Raw genomic sequence first — 18124 nt, forward strand, 5'->3', positions numbered from 1 at the left:
CGTCAGACGTTGTGAACTCTTGGAGGCGCACGCGAAGTGAAGATCACACCAGACACGGAATTCAACGGCTCCGGCGGTCAGGTCACCCTCAGGGAAGCCGTGAAGCAGCTCAAGGCGCACGAACTGGACTGCACCATCTCCCGCGAAACCCTCGAAGGCAAGGTCAGCGTCTTCGCCGAGTGCGTACAGCGCGGTTTCACCCCGCTGCGCAGCGAGATCATGGCCGCCTACTACGTCGCCGAGCACGCGGCGGCCGAGGACGCCTTCGAGACCGGGCTGATCACGGAGGGCGAGCTCAGGCAGCGACAGCTCGATCTCGCCCGCATCCTCACCGGTACCGCCTGACCCCGCTATCGGCCGAATGGCCGATGACGCCTGGCCGAACTGCCGACGAAACCACTCGGTAAGATCATTAAGGTCATGTCCATCGTTTCTTCATCGATTGGACATGTGTTGTACCGCGACATCGTCGACTTCGCCCTCGGCACGCCCGGCTGGGTGCACACCTTCGCGGAGGTGGGCACCGACGCCGGGCTTTTCGTGTTCGCCGCCCTGTTCGTCCTGTGCTGGTGGCGCGCCCGCCGCGCACCCGCCCGCGAACTGGCCATCGCCCTCGTCGGACCCGCGGCGGTGATCGTCGCCTATGTCGTGAGCGAGATCGTGAAGCTGATCGTGCGCGAGGAACGGCCGTGCCGCGGCATCACCACGGTGGCCGCCTGCCCGCCGGCCGGGGACTGGTCGTTCCCGAGCAACCACTCCGTGATCGCCGCCGGAGCGGCGGGCGCGCTCATCCTGGCGTGGCGGGCCCTCGCCTGGGTCGTGCTCCCGCTGGCGGCGATCATGGCGTTCTCCCGCGTGTTCGTCGGCGCGCACTACCCGCACGACGTGGCCGCCGGGTTCGCGCTCGGGCTCGTGATCGCGCCGCTGGTCGCGCTGCTGTGCGTCGGCGCGGTCACACCCCTCGTCCGCCTGGTACGCGACCGGCTGGCCCTCGCCGCCTAACGGGCGAACCGGTCGGTGGCCTCCACCAGGCGGTCCACGATGCCGGGCTCGGTCGAGGCGTGCCCGGCGTCGTTCACCACGTGGAAGTCCGCCTCCGGCCACGCCTTGTGCAGGTCCCAGGCGGTCGCCATGGGCGTACAGGCGTCGTAGCGGCCCTGCACGATCACGGTGGGAATGTGCCGGATCTTCCCGACCTCCCGGATGAGCTGCTCCGGCGTGAACCACCCGTCGTGCGTGAAGTAATGGTTCTCGATGCGCGCGAACGCCAGCGCCATCCGCTCCTCGCCGAACTCCGCCACCAGTTCCGGATCGGGCAGCAACGTCACCGTCGAGCCCTCCCACTGCGCCCACGCCTTGGCGGCCGGCACCCGCACCGCCGGATCGGAGCTCTCCAGCCTCGCGCGGTAGGCGGCCAGCAGGTCGCCGCGCTCCCCGGGCGGGATCGGCGCCACGAACCCCTCCCACAGGTCGGGGAACAGGTGGGAGGCGCCCTCCTGGTAGAACCAGTGCAACTCCTGGGGACGCAGCGTGAAGATGCCGCGCAGTACCAGCTCCGTCGTGCGCTCCGGGTGCTTCTGCGCGTAGGCCAGCGCCAGCGCGCTGCCCCACGACCCGCCGAACACCTGCCAGCGCTCGATGCCGAGGTGCTCGCGCAGCCTCTCCATGTCCGCCACCAGGTTCCAGGTGGTGTTGTGCTCCAGCGAGACCGCCGCGTCACTCGCGTGGGGCGTGCTGCGCCCGCAGTTGCGCTGGTCGAACAGGACGATGCGGTACAGCTCCGGGTTCCACTGGCGGCGGTGCTTGCCGGTGCACCCGCCGCCCGGCCCGCCGTGGAGCATGACCGCGGGCTTGCCGTCCGGGTTGCCGCACACCTCCCAGTAGATCTGGTCGCCGTCTCCGACGTCGAGAAGGCCGGAATCGTAGGGCTCGATGGCCGGGTAGAGCTGTCTCATGGTTCGGCATGATTCCATGCGTGGCCTCTGGCCAAGGCACGTGCTCAACGGGGATTTTCTGGGAGATGAAGCATGATGGGCGACATGAAGCTGGTTGGGCTGGATGACATCAGGGCCGCTGCCGAGCGGATCGCCCCCGTGGTGGTGAGGACTCCGCTGGTGGCCATGGGTGAGGCGTGGATCAAGCCGGAGAGCCTGCAGCGGGTCGGCTCCTTCAAGATCCGGGGCGCCTACAACGCGGCCGTCTCCCTGGCGGGGGCGCAGGGGGTGGTGGCCCACTCTTCGGGGAACCACGGGCAGGCGCTGGCGTACGCGGCGAAGCTGCTGGGTGTGCCGTGTGTCGTGATGGTGCCGGAGGGGACGCCTCGGGTCAAGGCGGAGGCGATCGTCGGGCACGGGGCCGAGCTGGTGGTGGTGCCGCCGGAGCAGCGGGTGTCGGCGGCGGAGAAGGTGGCGGCCGAGCGGGGGATGACGATGGTGCCGCCGTACGACCATCCGGCGGTCATCGCGGGGCAGGGGACGATCGGGCTGGAGATCGTGGCTGATCTGCCGGATGTCGAGGTGGTGCTGGTTCCGGTGAGCGGGGGTGGGCTGGCTTCCGGGATCGCTTCGGCGGTCAGGGCGCTCAGGCCGGAGGCCAAGGTCGTCGGGGTGGAGCCGGAACTGGCGGCCGACGCGCGGGAGAGCCTGCGCGCGGGGCGGGTGGTGTCGTGGGAGCCGGCCAGGACGTTCAGGACGATCGCCGACGGGCTGCGGGCGGACCTGTCCGAGCTGACCTTCGCCCATCTGCGGGAACGGCTGGACGACATCGTGACCGTCTCCGAGGACGAGATCCGTGCCGCCATGGGCCATCTGGCCAGGACGGCCCGGCTGGTGGCCGAGCCCAGCGGGGCGACCGCGACCGCTGCCTATCTGGCGGGGCGGGCGCCGGCCGGGCGGACGGTGATCGTGTTGTCGGGGGGCAACGTGGATCCCGAGCTCTTCCGCTCGGTGATCTAGGACGACCAGGCGAGCCGGGTCAGGAATCCGCGCTCGTCGCGGGCGTACTCGCCGAAGGCCCGCTGGATCTCCGCGAGGTCGGGCACGAGCGTGCGGTGGAGGGTGCCGCCCTCCTTGTACTCCAGCTCGTAACCCCCCGGCTCGGGGGAGACCTGCATGAAGTGGCGGCCGAAGTTGACGAGGGCGACGAAGGGGTTCTGGGCGGAGAGCGTGGCCAGGGCGTCGTGGACGAGGCCCAGGTCCGGGTCGGTGACGATCATGCCGTCGCCGGTGTGGAGCTGCATGCCCGCGTAGGCGCCGCGTGGCCCGGCGTTGTGGACGAGGTCGCGCTGGGGGTCGTAGCAGACCAGGCCGTGTGCGCCGGCGACGGCGAAGACCCGGCCGGACATCTCGTCCATGGACTCCAGGTCCATGGTCACCAGCACGTGCCCGCCGGTGTAGGCCGTGAGCTTCCCGGGCAGCTCGCCGGCGTACGGCGGCAGCGTGCCGCCCGGAGCGTCCTTCTTGGCCGCCAAGTACCCCTTGCGGGCGAGATCTCGGGTGATCGGCTCTGGTTCCCGCCAGAGCATCAGCTCAACACTCACTCGCCCCATCTAACCGGACGATCGCCTCAGTCTGGGCATTCGCCAGCATAGGGCGCAAGATCCGCTTGCTGGCCGTGGCTTCTCCGCGTGGCGTCACGGCTGCTCGGACTGGGGGACCAGCTCGACCGTGCAGTACGCGCACCGCCGGGCCTCGGCCGGGACCTCGCTCAGGCAGTCGGGACACTGCTTGGTCGTCGCCGCCTGGTCCCGCTCGAAGAGGCTGACCAGCCGGGACATCGGCATGACGACCAGCCAGTACACGATGGCCGCGATGATCAGAAAGGCGAGGAGGTGGTTGAGGAAGTCGCCGTACTTGAACACGCTGCCGTTGACGGTGAAGGAGTAACTGGCGAAGTCCGGCTCGCGGCCGCCGGTCATCGCCCCGATCAACGGTGTGATCAGGTCGGCGACCAAGGCCTGCACGAGCCCGCTGAAGGTGGCGCCCACGATGACCGCGACCGCCAGCTCGACGATGTTGCCGCGCAGCAGGAATTTCTTGAATCCGCCCATGGGAGCGGCACATTGCCGACAGAACGCCCTCGAAACCTGGAGCCGGGGGCGTGGTGGTGGAGGTTTGCGGGTAGGTCGGTGCTCCCGCCCTTGTCGCCGGCGGCAGGGGAACGGAACATGGGATGGATCGCGAGGGAGCCGTCGATGATCGAGCGTTGGCCGGGAGACCCTTACCCGCTGGGTGCGACCTACGACGGGGCGGGCACCAACTTCGCGCTCTTCAGCGAGGTGGCCGAGCGGGTCGAGCTGTGCCTGTTCGACGAGGACGGCAAGGAGAGCGCGGTACGGCTGAGCGAGTGCGACGGGTTCGTCTGGCACGGGTACCTGCCCGGCATCGGCCCCGGCCACCGGTACGGCTACCGCGTCCACGGCCCCCACGACCCGGCCAGGGGCCTGCGCTGCAACCCCGCCAAGCTCCTCCTGGACCCGTACGCCAAGGCGATCGAGGGCGAGGTGACCTGGGACGAGGCGGTCTACGGCTACATGTTCGGCCGACCGGAGACGATGAACGAGGCGGACTCCGCCCCGTTCGTGCCCAGGTCGGTGGTGGTCAACCCGTTCTTCGGCTGGGGTCACGACCGGCCGCCGGCGACGCCGTACCATGACACGGTCATCTACGAGGCGCACGTCCGGGGACTGACGATCACCAACCCGAAGATCCCCGAGCGGATCCGCGGGACCTACGCCGCCCTGGGCCACCCGGAGACCCTCGACCACCTGACGAAGCTCGGGGTGACCGCCCTGGAGCTGATGCCGGTGCACCAGTTCGTCACCGACGACTTCCTGAGCCAGCGCGGCCTGAGCAACTACTGGGGCTACAACTCGATCGGGTTCTTCGCGCCGCACAACCGCTACTCCAGCCAGGGCCAGCGCGGCGGGCAGGTGCTGGAGTTCAAGGCGATGGTCAGGGCGCTGCACGAGGCGGACATCGAGGTCATCCTCGACGTGGTCTACAACCACACGGCCGAGGGCAACCACCTGGGCCCCACGCTGAGCTTCAAGGGCATCGACAACACCCACTACTACCGGCTGGCCGACGGCGACCCGCGCCACTACCTCGACACGACCGGCACGGGCAACAGCCTGTTCATGCGCAGCCCGCACGTCCTACAGATGATCATGGACTCGCTGCGCTACTGGGTGATCGAGATGCACGTGGACGGCTTCCGCTTCGACCTGGCCTCGACGCTGGCCAGGGAACTGCACGAGGTGGACCGGCTGAGCGCCTTCTTCGACCTGGTGCAGCAGGACCCGGTGTTGTCGCAGGTCAAGCTGATCGCCGAGCCCTGGGACCTCGGGCCGGGAGGGTACCAGGTGGGCAACTTCCCCTCCCGCTGGACCGAGTGGAACGGCCGCTACCGCGACACCATCCGCGACCTGTGGCGCGGGCAGCCGGCGACGCTGCCCGAGTTCGGCTCGCGCTTCACCGGCTCCAGCGACCTCTACCAGGACGACAGCCGCCGCCCCGCCGCCTCGATCAACTTCGTCACCTGCCATGACGGGTTCACGTTGCAGGACCTGGTCTCGTACAACGACAAGCACAACGAGGCCAACCAGGAGGGCAACCGCGACGGCACCGACGACAACCGCTCCTGGAACTGCGGCGCGGAGGGCCAGGCGGGGCCCCAGATCGAGGCGCTGCGCGAGCAGCAGAAGCGCAACTTCCTGACCACGCTCTTCCTGTCGCAGGGCGTGCCGATGATCTCCCACGGCGACGAACTGGGCCGCACGCAGCAGGGCAACAACAACGGCTACTGCCAGGACAACGAGCTGACCTGGGTCGACTGGTCGGACGTGCGGGAGAACTGGCTGCTGCTGGAGTTCACCCAGCGGCTGGCCGCGCTGCGCAGACGGCACCCGGTCTTCCGCCGCAGGCGCTTCTTCTACGGCCGGCCCGTGCGCGGCCTGGCCGACATCGCCTGGCTGACCCCGGCGGGCGAGGAGATGACCAACGGCGACTGGGAGGCCGGCTTCGCCAAGTCACTGGCGGTCTTCCTGAACGGCGAGGCCATCACCGAGCCCGATCGCCGCGGCCGCACGATCAGGGACGACTCGTTCCTGCTGCTGTTCAACGCGCACCACGACACCATCCGATTCACCGTCCCCAAGGATTACGGCGACATGTGGCAGACCGAGATCGATACCGCGATGCCGATCAGCGTGGGCGTGGCGACGTGCCGCGCCGGGGAGAGCGTGGCCGTGACCGGCCGCAGCGTGCGGGTGCTGCGCCGTGTCTAAGCCGACCTCGACCTACCGCGTCCAGCTCACGCCGGACTTCGGCTTCGCGCAGGTGGCCGAGATCGCCCCCTACCTGCGGGAGCTGGGCGTCAGCCACGTGTACCTGTCGCCGATCCTCCAGGCGACGCCGGGCTCGCTGCACGGCTACGACGTCATCGACCACTCCAGCATCCGGGCGGAGTTCGGCGGCGCGGCGGGCCTGCGCGAGCTGGCCGAGCAACTGGCCGCGCACGATCTGGCCATCGTCATGGACATCGTGCCCAACCACATGAACACCGAGAACGCGCAGTTCCGGTCGGTCCTGAAGGACGGTCCGGCCTCGCCGTACGCGAACTGGTTCGACATCGAGTGGACCGGCGGGAAGGTCGCGCTGCCGGTGCTGGGCGACGGCGCCGAGCCCAAGGTCGACGGCGAGGTGCTGCGCTACTACGAGCATGAATATCCCTATCCGGGGCACTACCGGCTGGTTCCCTACACCGAGGGGCCCGGCTACCGGCGCTTCTTCGACGTGTCGTCGCTGATCGGGCTGCGGGTGGAGGACCCCGCGGTGCTGTTCGCCACCCACGAGGTGATCTTCTGGCTGCTCGACGAGGGGCTGGTCGAAGGGCTGCGGGTGGACCATCCGGACGGCCTGGCCGACCCGCGCGGCTACCTGGAGTCGCTGCGCCGGCGTTCCGGCGGCGTGTGGACGGTCGTGGAGAAGATCCTCATCGGCGAGGAGCGGCTGCCGGACGACTGGGCCTGCGACGGCACGACCGGATACGAGGTCCTGAACCGGATCACCCGCCTGTTCGTCGACCCAGCCGGGGCGGATCCGCTCATCAGCCAGTTCGTCCGGCGTACCGGGCAGAGCGCCGACTACCGGGCGGTGGTCGCGCGCTCCAAGCGCGAGGTCATCGAGTTGTTCTTCACCGCCGAGGTCGAGCGGCTGGCGCGGGCGGCCGGCGCCGATCCGGCCGAGGTCGCGGAACTGCTGGCCGCCATGCCGGTCTACCGCGCCTACGTGACGCCCGGCGTGCCGCCGCCACCCGCGTCGGTCGAGCTCATCGAGGAGATCGCCACGCCGAAGACGCGGGAACTCGCCCAGAAGATCCTGTACGGCCCCGCCGAGGCGGTCACCAGGTTCCAGCAGAGCACCGGCCCGGTCATGGCCAAGGGCGTGGAGGACACGGCGCTGTACCGGTGGTACCCGCTGGCCGCGCTCAACGAGGTGGGCGGGGAGCCGGACGTCTTCGGGATCGAGGTCAAGGAGTTCCACGAGTTCTGCGCCGGGATGCGGCCGCACACGATGACGACGCTGTCGACGCACGACACCAAGCGCTCGGAGGACGTGCGGGCCCGGCTGTCGGTGTTGTCGGAGATGCCCGAGGAGTGGGCGCGGGCGGTGTCGGACTGGTCGGCGGCCCTGAGCTTCGACCCGCACCTCGACTACCTGGCCTGGCAGAACCTGCTCGGCGCCTGGCCGATCACGCCTGAGCGCTTCGCCGGCTATCTGCTGAAGGCCGCCCGGGAGGCCAAGACCCGGACGTCCTGGGTCAAGCCGGACGCGGCGTATGAGAAGGGGCTGCGCGAGTTCGCCGTCCAGGCGACGCAGCTGCCGGTGGGGGAGTTCGCGGCGCGGATCGAGCCGTACGCGATGGCGAACTCGCTCGGGGCCAAGCTGGTGCAGCTGATGATGCCCGGCGTCCCCGACGTCTACCAGGGCAATGAGATGACCGACTTCTCCCTCGTCGACCCGGACAACCGGCGGCCCGTCGACTTCGGCCGCCGCCCGGCCAACGCGTGGGACGCCACGAAGCTGCTGCTCACCAGCCAGGCGCTGCGCCTGCGCCGCCGATTGCCGCCCGCCGCGCCGTACCTGCCGCTGTTCGCGACGGGCGAGGCGGAGGAGCACGCGATCGCCTTCGCGCGCGGCTGCATCGGAGCGCAGGAGCTCGGAGGGAGAGAGCGAGGCACGAGCCAACGAGCTCCGAAGCGGGCGCGACCATCAAACGCAGCGGTCGCGGTCGCCACCCGCCTTCCGGTACGGCTGGCGCGCCGCGGCGGCTGGGCCGCCACCACGCTCATGCTGCCGCCGGGATCCTGGCACGACCTGCTGACCGGCAGCCGCTACACCGGCCGCATCCCCCTGGCCCACCTTTTGTGCCGCAACCCCGTCGCGCTGCTGGAGCGAACCTGACGCAGTGAGTGGAGTGGAGGCCCGACGGAGGAGGGACTCCGCGGAGCGAATGAGGAAGGTGAGCGATGATGAGCAGGGAGAAGACCTGAGATGCGATTTGACGTGTGGGCGCCTCGTGCCACGACCGTCGAGATCGAGCTGCCGGAGGGGCGGCGGCCGTTGCGGGCGGGCAAGGGCGGCTGGTGGGGCGCCGAGGTGGCGGAGGCGGGGCACGGCACGCCGTACTCCTTCGTGCTGGACGGCGACGGCCCCTACCCCGACCCGCGCTCGCGGCGCCAGCCCGAGGGGATCTTCGGCCCCAGCATGGTCTACGACCACGCCCACTACACGTGGAGCGACCACGACTGGACCGGCCGCGACCTGCGCGGATCGGTGATCTACGAGCTGCACATCGGCGCGTTCACCCCCGAGGGCACGTTCGCCGCGGCGATCGAGCGGCTGGACCACCTGGTCGAGCTGGGCGTCGACTTCGTGGAGGTCATGCCGATCGTCCCGGTGCCCGGCGGGCGCAACTGGGGCTACGACGGCGTCGACCTCTACGCGGTCAACGAGACCTACGGCGGGCCCGACGGGTTCAAGTCGTTCGTGGACGCCTGCCACGGCAAGGGCCTGGGCGTCGTCCTGGACGTGGTCTACAACCACCTCGGCCCGTCGGGCAACTTCCTGCACCCGTTCGGCCCGTACCTGACCGGCACCCAGGGCAGCTACTGGGGCGAGGCGGTCAACCTGGACGGCCCGCAGTCGGACGAGGTACGCCGCTACTTCATCGAGAACGCGCTGCAGTGGCTGCGCGACTACCACGTGGACGGGCTGCGGCTCGACGCGGTGCACGCGCTGCACGACCGCCGCGCCACGCACCTGCTGGCGGAGCTGTCGGCGGAGGTGGACGCGCTGTCGTGCGCGCTCGGCCGCCCACTGTCGCTGATCGCCGAGTCCGACCTCAACGACCCGCGCATGGTCACGCCGCTGGAGGCCGGCGGCCTCGGCATGACGGCGCAGTGGAACGACGACGTCCACCACGCCCTGCACTGCGCGGTCAGCGGCGAGAACCACGGCTACTACGGCGACTTCGCCGGCCTGGAGTCGCTGGCCAAGGCGCTGACCTCGGGATTCGTGCACGACGGAGGCTACTCCACCTTCCGCGGCCGCTCCCACGGCGCCTCGGCGCGCGGGGTGCCGGGACACCGCTTCGTCTGCTGCCTGCAGAACCACGACCAGATCGGCAACCGCCCCGCCGGCGACCGGCTGCCGATGACCGCGCTGAAGCTGGGGGCCGGGTTGCTGCTGGCCTCGCCGTACACGCCGATGCTGTTCATGGGGGAGGAGTGGGGGGCGCGCTCGCCGTTCCTGTTCTTCTCCGACCACGTGGAGCCCTCGCTGCGCGAGGGCGAGTCGGCGCGCCGGGCGCGGGAGTTCGAGGGTTTCGGGTACGACTGGGACGCGCCGGACCCGTCGTCGGAGGAGGCGTTCCTGCGTTCCAAGCTCGACTGGAACGAGTTGAAGGACGAGGAGCACTGGACGCTGCTGAGCTGGTACCGGGATCTCATCGCGCTGCGGAAGGCGTTTCCCGAGCTCGCCGATCCCCGTCTGGACCGGGTCCGGGTGGAGGTGGGACCTCTTGACCGCTGGTTGATTCTGTGGCGGGGGTCACTTTGCGTAATCGTAAATTTTTGTCCGGATTCTGTGACACTGCCACTCCGTGGAGGCACTGTAATTCTGGCTGCGGATGACCCTGTTTCCGCAGGTCCGAAGGGTTTACTGGTCCCTGGACAGTCAGTGGTGATCTACCGTTCAGTAATCTGACCGTTACTTTGCCCCGTTGCGGACTGTTACGTTTCGCCAGATATTCTGCGCTTCGGCCGTGACTGATGCGTCAAGTGATTTCTCACCACGCGGAACGGCCTTTTCGTTGCGGGGGCGAACTCTCCACCCCAGGACCTTCTGGCCCCCGTTCAGCGCGAACGGAGGGTAATGGGCAAGTACCTGCTGCGCAGGTTGGCGACGAATGTGCTCTTGGTCGCTATCGCGGCCAGCCTGGCTTACCTCCTCGCCGCGTCGAGTCTCAACCCCCAGGTCAACTTCAAGGGACGTAACCCTCCCGTCCCCGAGGCGACCATCGACAAGACGCTCGACCAGTACAACCTGAACCCCAAGAAGCCGCTGCTCGAGCGGTACGGCACGTGGGCGTCCGGGGTGGTCAGGGGCGACTTCGGCCAGACGTGGGAAGGCGACTCGGTCAACGAGGAGATGGGCCGCAGGATGGGCGTCAGCCTGCGCCTCCTGCTGATCGGAACGATCCTCGGCTCCGGGCTCGGCGTGCTCATCGGCGCCTTCGCCGCGGTGCGCCAGTACAAACTCAGCGACCGGGTGATCGGCGTCTCGTCATTCGTGATCATGGCGGTGCCGGTCTTCGTCATGGCCACGATGCTGATCCTCGCCGCGACCGGGCTCAACAACGCCGCGGGATCGAAGCTGATCGAGTTCGTGGGCGAATACTCGCCCGGCCTGACCGGCTGGGACCAGTTCGCCAACCGGCTCGTCCACCTGATCCTGCCGACGATCTCCCTGTGCCTCGGCCAGATCGCCTTCTACAGCCGGATCCAGCGGAACATGATGCTCGACGTACTCGGCCAGGACTTCGTCCGCACGGCCATGGCCAAGGGGCTGCGGCGCCGTACCGCGTTGTTCAGGCACGCGCTGCGCACCGCGCTGATCCCCGCCGCGACCTACTTCGCCTTCGCCTTCGGCACGCTGCTCACCGGCGCCACGTTCACCGAGAAGATCTTCGGCTGGCACGGCATGGGCGCCTGGCTGGTCGACTCGATCAACCAGCACGACGTGAACTCCGTGGCGGCGGTCAGCACCTTCGCGGCCGCCTGCGTCCTCGTGGCCGGTTTCCTGTCCGACCTGGCGGTCGCCGCCCTCGACCCCCGAGTCCGGGTGAGCTGACAGATGCGTAGCAAGGTCGTTCTCCGACGCCTGGTCAAGAACAAGCAGACGCGCTATGGCCTCATCGGCGTGCTCCTCCTGCTGATCCTGGCCTACGTGGGCCCGTTCGTGGCCCCCTACGACTGGTCCGACAAGGACTTCATGGCCTTCATGCAGCCCCCGGGGCCCGACCACTGGTGGGGCACCACGCAGACCGGCGGCGACGTCTTCGCCAACACGCTGCGCGGCCTGCAGAAGTCGCTCGTCATCGGCTTCCTCGTGGCGCTGATCTCCACCGGCCTCGCCGCCCTCGTCGGCGCCGCCGCCGGCTACTTCGGCGGCTGGGTCGACCGCCTCCTCATGTGGGGCGTCGACCTGCTGCTGGTCCTGCCCAGTTTCCTGATCATCGCCATCCTCTCGCCGCGGCTCAAGGGCGGCACCTGGCTGCTGTTCGTCCTGCTGCTCGCGCTGTTCGGATGGATGATCACCTCCCGGGTGGTCCGCAGCATGACGCTGTCGCTGCGCGAGCGTGAATACGTGCTGGCCGCCCGGTACATGGGCATCCCCGGCTGGCGGATCATCCTGCGGCACGTGCTGCCGAACCTGTCGTCGCTCCTGATCATCGACGCCACGCTGAACGTCAGCGGCGCCATCATCGGTGAGACCTCGCTGTCGTTCTTCGGCTTCGGCGTCCAGGCGCCCGACGTCTCCCTCGGCACCCTGATCGCCGACGGCTCCGGCACCAGCACGGTCATCTCGTATCCGTGGCTCTTCCTCTTCCCCGCGGGCCTCCTGGTGGCGCTGGTGCTCAGCGTCAACCTGATCGGCGACGGCCTGCGCGACGCGCTCGACCCCGGGAGCACCTCATGAGCATCCTCGAGGTGAAGGACCTCACCGTCACGTTCCCCGGCGGCATCGAGGCCGTGCGCGGCGTCAACTACTCGGTCTCGCGCGGAGAAGTACTCGGCATCGTCGGCGAGTCCGGCTCGGGCAAGTCCGTGACCTCCCTGGCCGTCATGGGCCTGCTGCCGCGCAACGCCGTGGTCAGCGGCTCGGTGAAGCTGCACGGCCGCGAACTGCTGGGCATGTCGGAAGACGAGCAGATCAAGGTACGCGGCAAGACGATCAGCATGATCTTCCAGGATCCGCTGTCGGCCTTCACTCCCGTCTACACGATCGGCGACCAGATCGCGGAAGCTGTCCGCATCCACCAGAAGGTGGGCAAGGACAAGGCCGCCCGCAAGGCCGTCGAACTGCTCGACCTGGTCGGCATCCCGCACCCCGGCGTGCGGGCCAAGTCGTTCCCGCACGAGTTCTCCGGCGGCATGCGCCAGCGCGCGATGATCGCCATGGCCATCGCCAACGACCCCGACCTGCTGATCTGCGACGAGCCCACCACCGCCCTGGATGTCACGATCCAGGCCCAGGTGCTGGAGGTGCTCAAGACCGCGCAGCGGGAGACCGGCGCCGGCATCGTGATGATCACCCACGACCTGGGCGTCATCGCCGGCATGGCCGACCGGGTGCTCGTGATGTACGCGGGCAAGCCGGTCGAGCAGGGGCCGGTGGACGAGCTTTACTACCGGCCGCGCATGCCGTACACGATGGGGCTTCTCGCTTCGATCCCGCGCATCGACGGCGAGGAGGGGCCGCTGGTCCCCATCGAGGGCAACCCGCCCTCCCCGGCGGCGCTGCCGCCCGGCTGCCCGTTCGCGCCGCGCTGCCCGATGAAGATCGACGCCTGCGACGACGAGGAGCCGCCGCTCACCGAGATCGGCGGCGGGCGGCACGTGGCCTGCATCCGCTCGCGCGAGATCGAGCACAAAGGCCTGACCGGCGCCGACGTCTTCCCCGTCCCGGTGATCCCGCCGAGCGACGTGGTGCGGATCCCGCGCGAGCAGCGTCCCACGGTGCTGGAGCTCGACGACCTCATCCGGCACTACCCGCTGATGAAGGGCGCGGTCTTCAAGCGCCGCGTCGGCACCGTGCACGCCGTGGACGGCATCAGCTTCGACATCGCCGAGGGCGAGACGCTGGCGCTGGTCGGCGAGTCGGGCTGCGGCAAGACGACCACGCTCCAGCAGATCATGCAGCTGGAGCCGCCGCAGAGCGGCCGCATCGTCGTGCTCGGCAAGGACAGCGCCAAGCTCGGCAAGGAGGACCGCAAGGCGCTCCGCGGCGACCTGCAGATCGTCTTCCAGGACCCGATGGCCGCGCTCGACCCACGCATGCCGGTCGGCGACATCGTCGCCGAGCCGCTGCGCGCCCACGGCCGCAAGAACGTCGGCCAACGTGTGGCGGAACTGCTCACGCTGGTCGGCCTCGACCCGAGCTACGCCGAGCGCTACCCGCAGCACTTCTCCGGCGGCCAGCGCCAGCGCATCGGCATCGCCCGCGCGCTCGCCCTGGAGCCCAGGATGCTCGTCCTCGACGAGCCGGTCTCCGCCCTCGACGTCTCCATCCAGGCCGGTGTCATCAACCTGCTGGAGGAGCTGAAGAACACGCTCGGGCTGTCCTACCTGTTCGTGGCGCACGACCTGGCCGTGGTACGGCACCTCGCCGACCGCGTCGCCGTCATGTACCTCGGCCGGATCGCCGAGATCGGCACCGTCGAGAACGTCTACGACCGCCCGGCCCACCCCTACACGCAGGCGCTGCTGTCAGCGATCCCGCTGCCCGACCCCGAGATGGAGCGCACACGCAAGCGCATCCTGCTCGAAGGCGACCTGCCCAGCCCGGCCGACCCGCCATCGGGTTGCCGGTTCCGCACCCGCTGCCCCAAGTTCGCCCGCCTCAGCGAGGCCGAGCGGCGGCGGTGTGTGGAGGAAGAGCCCTCAGTTGCTCGGCTCGCGAACGCCGTCGACCACGGTGCCGCCTGCCACTACGCGGAGGAGATCGAGGTCATCACGGCCTCGGACGATCAGGAGGAAAAGTGAAGGTTCGTTACCGGGCAGCGGCCGGAATCGCGGTCCTCGCCATGGCCGTCGCGGCCTGTGGCGGTGGTGGCGGCAGCGACGCCAAGAAGCCCAGTGCCGAGCAGTCGCAGCAGGCCCAGCAGCAGGCCGCCGCGCTGCCGGAGGTGTCCATCAACGAGACGCCGTACGAGCAGGTCCCGGACGGCGGCACGGTGAAGCTGGCGCTGCAGTCCTGGCAGACGCAGTGGAACTACAGCCAGACCCAGGGCACCAAGGGTGACGTCCGTGACGCCATGTCGCCCATGATGCCGTTCATCCGCGTCGCCGATGAAAAGGGGCAGGTCACCAACAACCCGGACTACATCTCCGAGTGGAAGTCCGAGGTCGCCGACGGCAAGCAGACCGTCACCTACAAGATCAACGAGAAGGCCACCTGGTCCGACGGCGAGCCGATCAGCTACAAGGACTTCCAGGCTCAGTGGAAGGCCCTGAACGGCAAGAACAAGGACTTCCTGATCTCATCGCCCGACGGTTACGACCGCATCGAGTCGGTGGAGAAGGGCGCCACCGACAAGGACGTCGTCGTCAAGTTCTCCAAGGTCTGGCCGGCCTGGCAGGACCTGTTCAGCCCGCTCTACCCGGCGTCGGTCAACGGGACCCCCGAGGGCTTCAACAAGGCGTACCTGAACAAGATCCCGGTCACCGCCGGGCCGTTCAAGCTCGGCAAGATCGACCAGACCGCGAAGACCGTCACCGCGGTCCGTGACGACAAGTGGTGGGGCCGCAAGTCCAAGCTCGACTCGGTCGTCTTCCGCGCCATCGACCTGTCCGGCCACGTCCCGGCCTTCGCCAACGGCGAGATCGACGCCGTGGTCATCGGCGCCGACGGCGCCAAGTACCAGCAGGCCAAGGACGTCGCCGGCGCCGACATGCGCAAGGCCGCCGGTCCGATCTGGCGTCACTTCACCTTCAACGGCGCCTCCGAGGCCCTGAAGGACAAGAACGTCCGCCACGCCATCTTCATGGGCATCAACCGCACGCCCATCCTCCAGTCGGACCTCCAGGGCCTCGACTGGCCGATGCAGCCCCAGGACAACCACGTCTACGTGAACACCCAGAAGGGCTACCAGGACAACTCGGGCGGGCTGAACACCTACAACCCCGACAAGGCCAAGCAACTGCTCGACGCGGCCGGCTGGAAGCTCGAGGGCGACGTCCGCAAGAAGGACGGCAAGGAGCTGAACATCCGCTTCATGTACTCGGCCGACCTGGCCGTGGCGAAGCAGGAGGGTGAGCTCACCCAGGCCATGCTCAAGGAGATCGGGGTCAAGGTGACCCTGGACGCGGCCGTTCCGGACAAGTTCTTCGACCGGATCAACGAGGGCGACTTCGACGTCACGCCGTTCGTGTGGGAGGGCACGCCGTTCCCGCTGGGCAACCTGTTCCAGCTGTACGGCAACCCGCCGGACTCGAAGCTGTTCAACAACAACTTCACCCGCGTGGGCTCCGCCGAGCTGGACGCCGCCATGGACGCCGCTGCCTCCGAGATCGACCCGGCCAAGGCCGTCGAGCTTGGTAACAAGGCGGACCAGCTGATCTGGGACCAGGCCGGTGTGCTTCCGCTGTTCCAGCGGCCGAACATCGTGGCCGCCAAGTCCGGGCTGGCCAACTACGGTGCGTTCGGGTTCTCCGACCGTGACTGGACCGCTGTCGGGCTGAAGAAGTAGCTCCTGACCGGTTCGCTTCGGGCCCTGGCCGGGTTGTCCGGCCGGGGCCCTTTGCTTTTCCACAGCCCTGCTGCCATGGCGGCGGCTCTTTCCACAGAACCTCGTTCGCGTCCCCTTCCCGCACCTGCGCCTCGGCACTCTGAGGGCCTCACCGTTCTTCCGGAGGCCCCCTGTGCAGATCACCTTCCCCATGCCCGTGTCCCTGACGGCCCTGTTCGTGGTGGCCATCGAACGTCTGCGCTTCGACATCGAGGGCATGCTGCCGTGGCGCATGGGCAGACCCCACAGAAGAGCCGCGATGGCGGCGCTGGGCACGCCGCTGCTGACGTTGACCCACAGCACCGTCCAGTGGCGGCCCGGCGGAGTCGACCTCACCGAGGACGAACGCCGGCTGCTGCGCCGTACCCGCCAGCACGTGCTGGTCTCCAGCACCGCGCCGCCACAGGCACTGCCGGCGAGCCTCCAGGTCGCCAGGGCCGCCGCGCGAGCCATAGCCGAGGAGTGCGCGGGCATGGTGGTGGACCCGCTGGCCGGCTACGCCCTGCCGTCCTGCGCCCGCTGCGCCGGCGAACCGTCCTCGTTCCGTCTCACCGACGACTGGCTGGGCTGGAGCGTGGACGTCCACGACACGGCTACCTGCCCGCCCTGGAATCCCGCCGACACCCGGGCCTGCGACTGCCTGCGCGTGACGTCACGGGGCCTGCGCCGCTTCGCCCTCCCCGAGATCACCCTCGACGGCGCCGCCTGCGCCCACAACCTGTGCGCCGTCAACCTGCTGCGCGCCGTGGCCCAGCGCCTCCTGGCCGATCACCTGGCCTTCCTGTCGGCCAACCCCGAGGCCCGCGAACGCACCATCGACGACCACCTGCGCATCCACGACCAGGCCCTGTTCTCCGACCGCCAGTCGTTCGGCGTCCGCCTGACGCCCTGCGAGAGCCCCGGCTCGATCCGCCGCCTGAAGGTCGGCCCCGCTCCCGGCTCCGGCCAGATCACCTGCCTGAAGGTGGGCCCGCCGTCCGACTTCACCGGCACCCTGAACGACTGGCTCTGCTCCACCCAGGGCGCCTCTCCGGTCACCTACCTGACCGCCGCCTGAAACGCCGCCCATCAGGTACGCGCCCATGCCCCGGGGCGGGGCCGTACCTGGGTGGACGGTGCGGACGGGGTGGCGTGCGATAGTCTCTGCGCCAATGTGGTTGCCGGTGCTGCTGGCCGGCACGGGAGGAGAACGATGAGCGAGCGGGCTCCCGCGGGCATAGACGTCCACACGCCGAACGTCGCCCGGATCTACGACTACATGCTCGGTGGCAAGGACAACTTCGCCGCCGACCGTGAGGCCGCTGAGCAGATACTCAAATCGTTCCCCGAGTCCCGGGAAGGCGTCCAGCTCAACCGCGAGTTCCTCGGCAACGCCGTCCGGTATCTGGCCGATGAGGCGGGGATCCGGCAGTTCGTCGACATCGGGGCGGGCCTGCCCACTCAGCGGAACGTCCACGAGGTGGCCCACTCCGTCGACAAGACGGCCCGCACGGTCTACGTCGACAACGACCCGATCGTCTGCGTCCACGGCCGCGCCCTGCTCGCCAACACCCCCACCGTGGCCATGGTCGAGGCCGACCTGCGCGAACCCGAGACCCTCCGGGCCAAGGTGGCCGCCACCACGCTGATCGACTTCGAGGAGCCGGTGGCGTTGCTGATGGTGGCCGTCCTGCACTTCCTCGAAGACCCCTACGACGACGTCGCCCAGCTCCGCGACATGCTCCCGCCCGGCAGCCACATGGTGATCACACACATGTCCATGCAGGAGAGGCGCAGCACGGACACGGACTCGGTCCGCGAGGTGTACTCGCGCGCCAGCTCAGGCGTCCACCCCCGCACGGTGCCGGACATCCGCCGCTTCTTCGGCCCTTACGAGGTACTGACCCCCGACCACTTCATCTCGCCCCACATCCTGAGCCGCTTCGCCCCCCTCGGCTGGGCCGCCGTGGCCAAACGCCCTTCCTGACCACCCTCCGCGCCCTAGTCTCAGCCTCGGGGTCCTCCGCGTGGCCTCTGCAGTTCCCACCCCACTCGGTCTGTGGCTCGCGAA

Annotated in this window: 15 protein-coding genes; 12 read left to right on the forward strand and 3 right to left on the reverse strand. The window is 69.1% G+C overall.

The annotated features are described in order from the left end of the window. Positions 1–36 precede the first annotated feature (36 nt). Both ACFWYW_RS01420 and ACFWYW_RS01425 read left to right on the forward strand, forming a co-directional pair. Entirely contained in the window at positions 37–345 is a 309-nt protein-coding gene (locus ACFWYW_RS01420) for a hypothetical protein (protein WP_379609038.1), read from the forward strand. 75 nt (positions 346–420) lie between these two features. Then, a complete protein-coding gene (locus ACFWYW_RS01425; RefSeq protein ID WP_379609040.1) occupies positions 421–1002 on the forward strand; it encodes a phosphatase PAP2 family protein in 582 nt (193 codons plus the stop codon). Here the strand turns inward: ACFWYW_RS01425 and pip are convergent. Further along, positions 999–1955: a prolyl aminopeptidase gene (gene pip / locus ACFWYW_RS01430; protein ID WP_379609041.1), complete on the reverse strand. Its 957-nt coding sequence runs from the start codon at positions 1953–1955 to the stop codon at positions 999–1001. The two genes, ACFWYW_RS01425 and pip, sit on opposite strands and share 4 nt — an antisense overlap. Before the next feature lie 84 nt (positions 1956–2039). Between pip and ACFWYW_RS01435 the strand changes: the two genes are divergently transcribed. Further along, positions 2040–2954, forward strand: coding sequence for a threonine/serine dehydratase (locus ACFWYW_RS01435; protein WP_379609042.1), 915 nt, complete (start codon positions 2040–2042; stop codon positions 2952–2954). On the opposite strand, the gene ACFWYW_RS01440 is transcribed toward ACFWYW_RS01435, so the two are convergent. Continuing rightward, complete coding sequence (locus ACFWYW_RS01440; RefSeq protein WP_379609043.1) at positions 2951–3538, reverse strand: hypothetical protein; 588 nt, start codon at positions 3536–3538, stop codon at positions 2951–2953. The two genes, ACFWYW_RS01435 and ACFWYW_RS01440, sit on opposite strands and share 4 nt — an antisense overlap. A gap of 93 nt (positions 3539–3631) precedes the next feature. Beyond that, a complete protein-coding gene (gene mscL / locus ACFWYW_RS01445) occupies positions 3632–4048 on the reverse strand; it encodes a large conductance mechanosensitive channel protein MscL (RefSeq protein WP_379609044.1) in 417 nt (138 codons plus the stop codon). A 144-nt stretch (positions 4049–4192) separates the two neighbouring features. Here mscL and glgX point away from each other — a divergent pair, with 144 nt between their 5' ends. The 9 genes from glgX (at position 4193) to ACFWYW_RS01490 (ending at position 18040) form a co-directional block, all read left to right on the forward strand. Continuing rightward, on the forward strand, positions 4193–6286 hold the full coding sequence (glgX, locus tag ACFWYW_RS01450; RefSeq protein ID WP_379609045.1) for a glycogen debranching protein GlgX: 2094 nt from the start codon (positions 4193–4195) through the stop codon (positions 6284–6286). Beyond that, positions 6279–8465: a malto-oligosyltrehalose synthase gene (treY, locus tag ACFWYW_RS01455; protein ID WP_379609046.1), complete on the forward strand. Its 2187-nt coding sequence runs from the start codon at positions 6279–6281 to the stop codon at positions 8463–8465. The genes glgX and treY overlap by 8 nt, the downstream gene beginning before the upstream one ends. A 90-nt stretch (positions 8466–8555) precedes the next feature. After that, positions 8556–10268 (forward strand): malto-oligosyltrehalose trehalohydrolase, encoded by a 1713-nt coding sequence (treZ, locus tag ACFWYW_RS01460; RefSeq protein WP_379609047.1) that lies wholly within the window; start codon positions 8556–8558, stop codon positions 10266–10268. A 168-nt stretch (positions 10269–10436) separates the two neighbouring features. Next, positions 10437–11414: an ABC transporter permease gene (locus tag ACFWYW_RS01465; protein WP_379609048.1), complete on the forward strand. Its 978-nt coding sequence runs from the start codon at positions 10437–10439 to the stop codon at positions 11412–11414. Between the two features lie 3 nt (positions 11415–11417). Continuing rightward, positions 11418–12263, forward strand: coding sequence for an ABC transporter permease (locus ACFWYW_RS01470; RefSeq protein ID WP_379609050.1), 846 nt, complete (start codon positions 11418–11420; stop codon positions 12261–12263). After that, positions 12260–14329, forward strand: coding sequence for a dipeptide ABC transporter ATP-binding protein (locus tag ACFWYW_RS01475; protein ID WP_379609051.1), 2070 nt, complete (start codon positions 12260–12262; stop codon positions 14327–14329). The genes ACFWYW_RS01470 and ACFWYW_RS01475 overlap by 4 nt, the downstream gene beginning before the upstream one ends. Beyond that, positions 14326–16035: an ABC transporter family substrate-binding protein gene (locus tag ACFWYW_RS01480; RefSeq protein WP_379609052.1), complete on the forward strand. Its 1710-nt coding sequence runs from the start codon at positions 14326–14328 to the stop codon at positions 16033–16035. Before ACFWYW_RS01475 ends, ACFWYW_RS01480 begins: the two co-directional genes overlap by 4 nt. A 190-nt stretch (positions 16036–16225) precedes the next feature. Beyond that, complete coding sequence (locus ACFWYW_RS01485; protein ID WP_379609053.1) at positions 16226–17131, forward strand: hypothetical protein; 906 nt, start codon at positions 16226–16228, stop codon at positions 17129–17131. A gap of 135 nt (positions 17132–17266) precedes the next feature. Then, on the forward strand, positions 17267–18040 hold the full coding sequence (locus tag ACFWYW_RS01490; RefSeq protein ID WP_379609054.1) for an SAM-dependent methyltransferase: 774 nt from the start codon (positions 17267–17269) through the stop codon (positions 18038–18040). The last annotated feature ends 84 nt before the right edge of the window (positions 18041–18124 follow it).

The organism is Nonomuraea sp. NPDC059023 (genome assembly GCF_042740095.1).
GTDB lineage: Bacteria > Actinomycetota > Actinomycetes > Streptosporangiales > Streptosporangiaceae > Nonomuraea.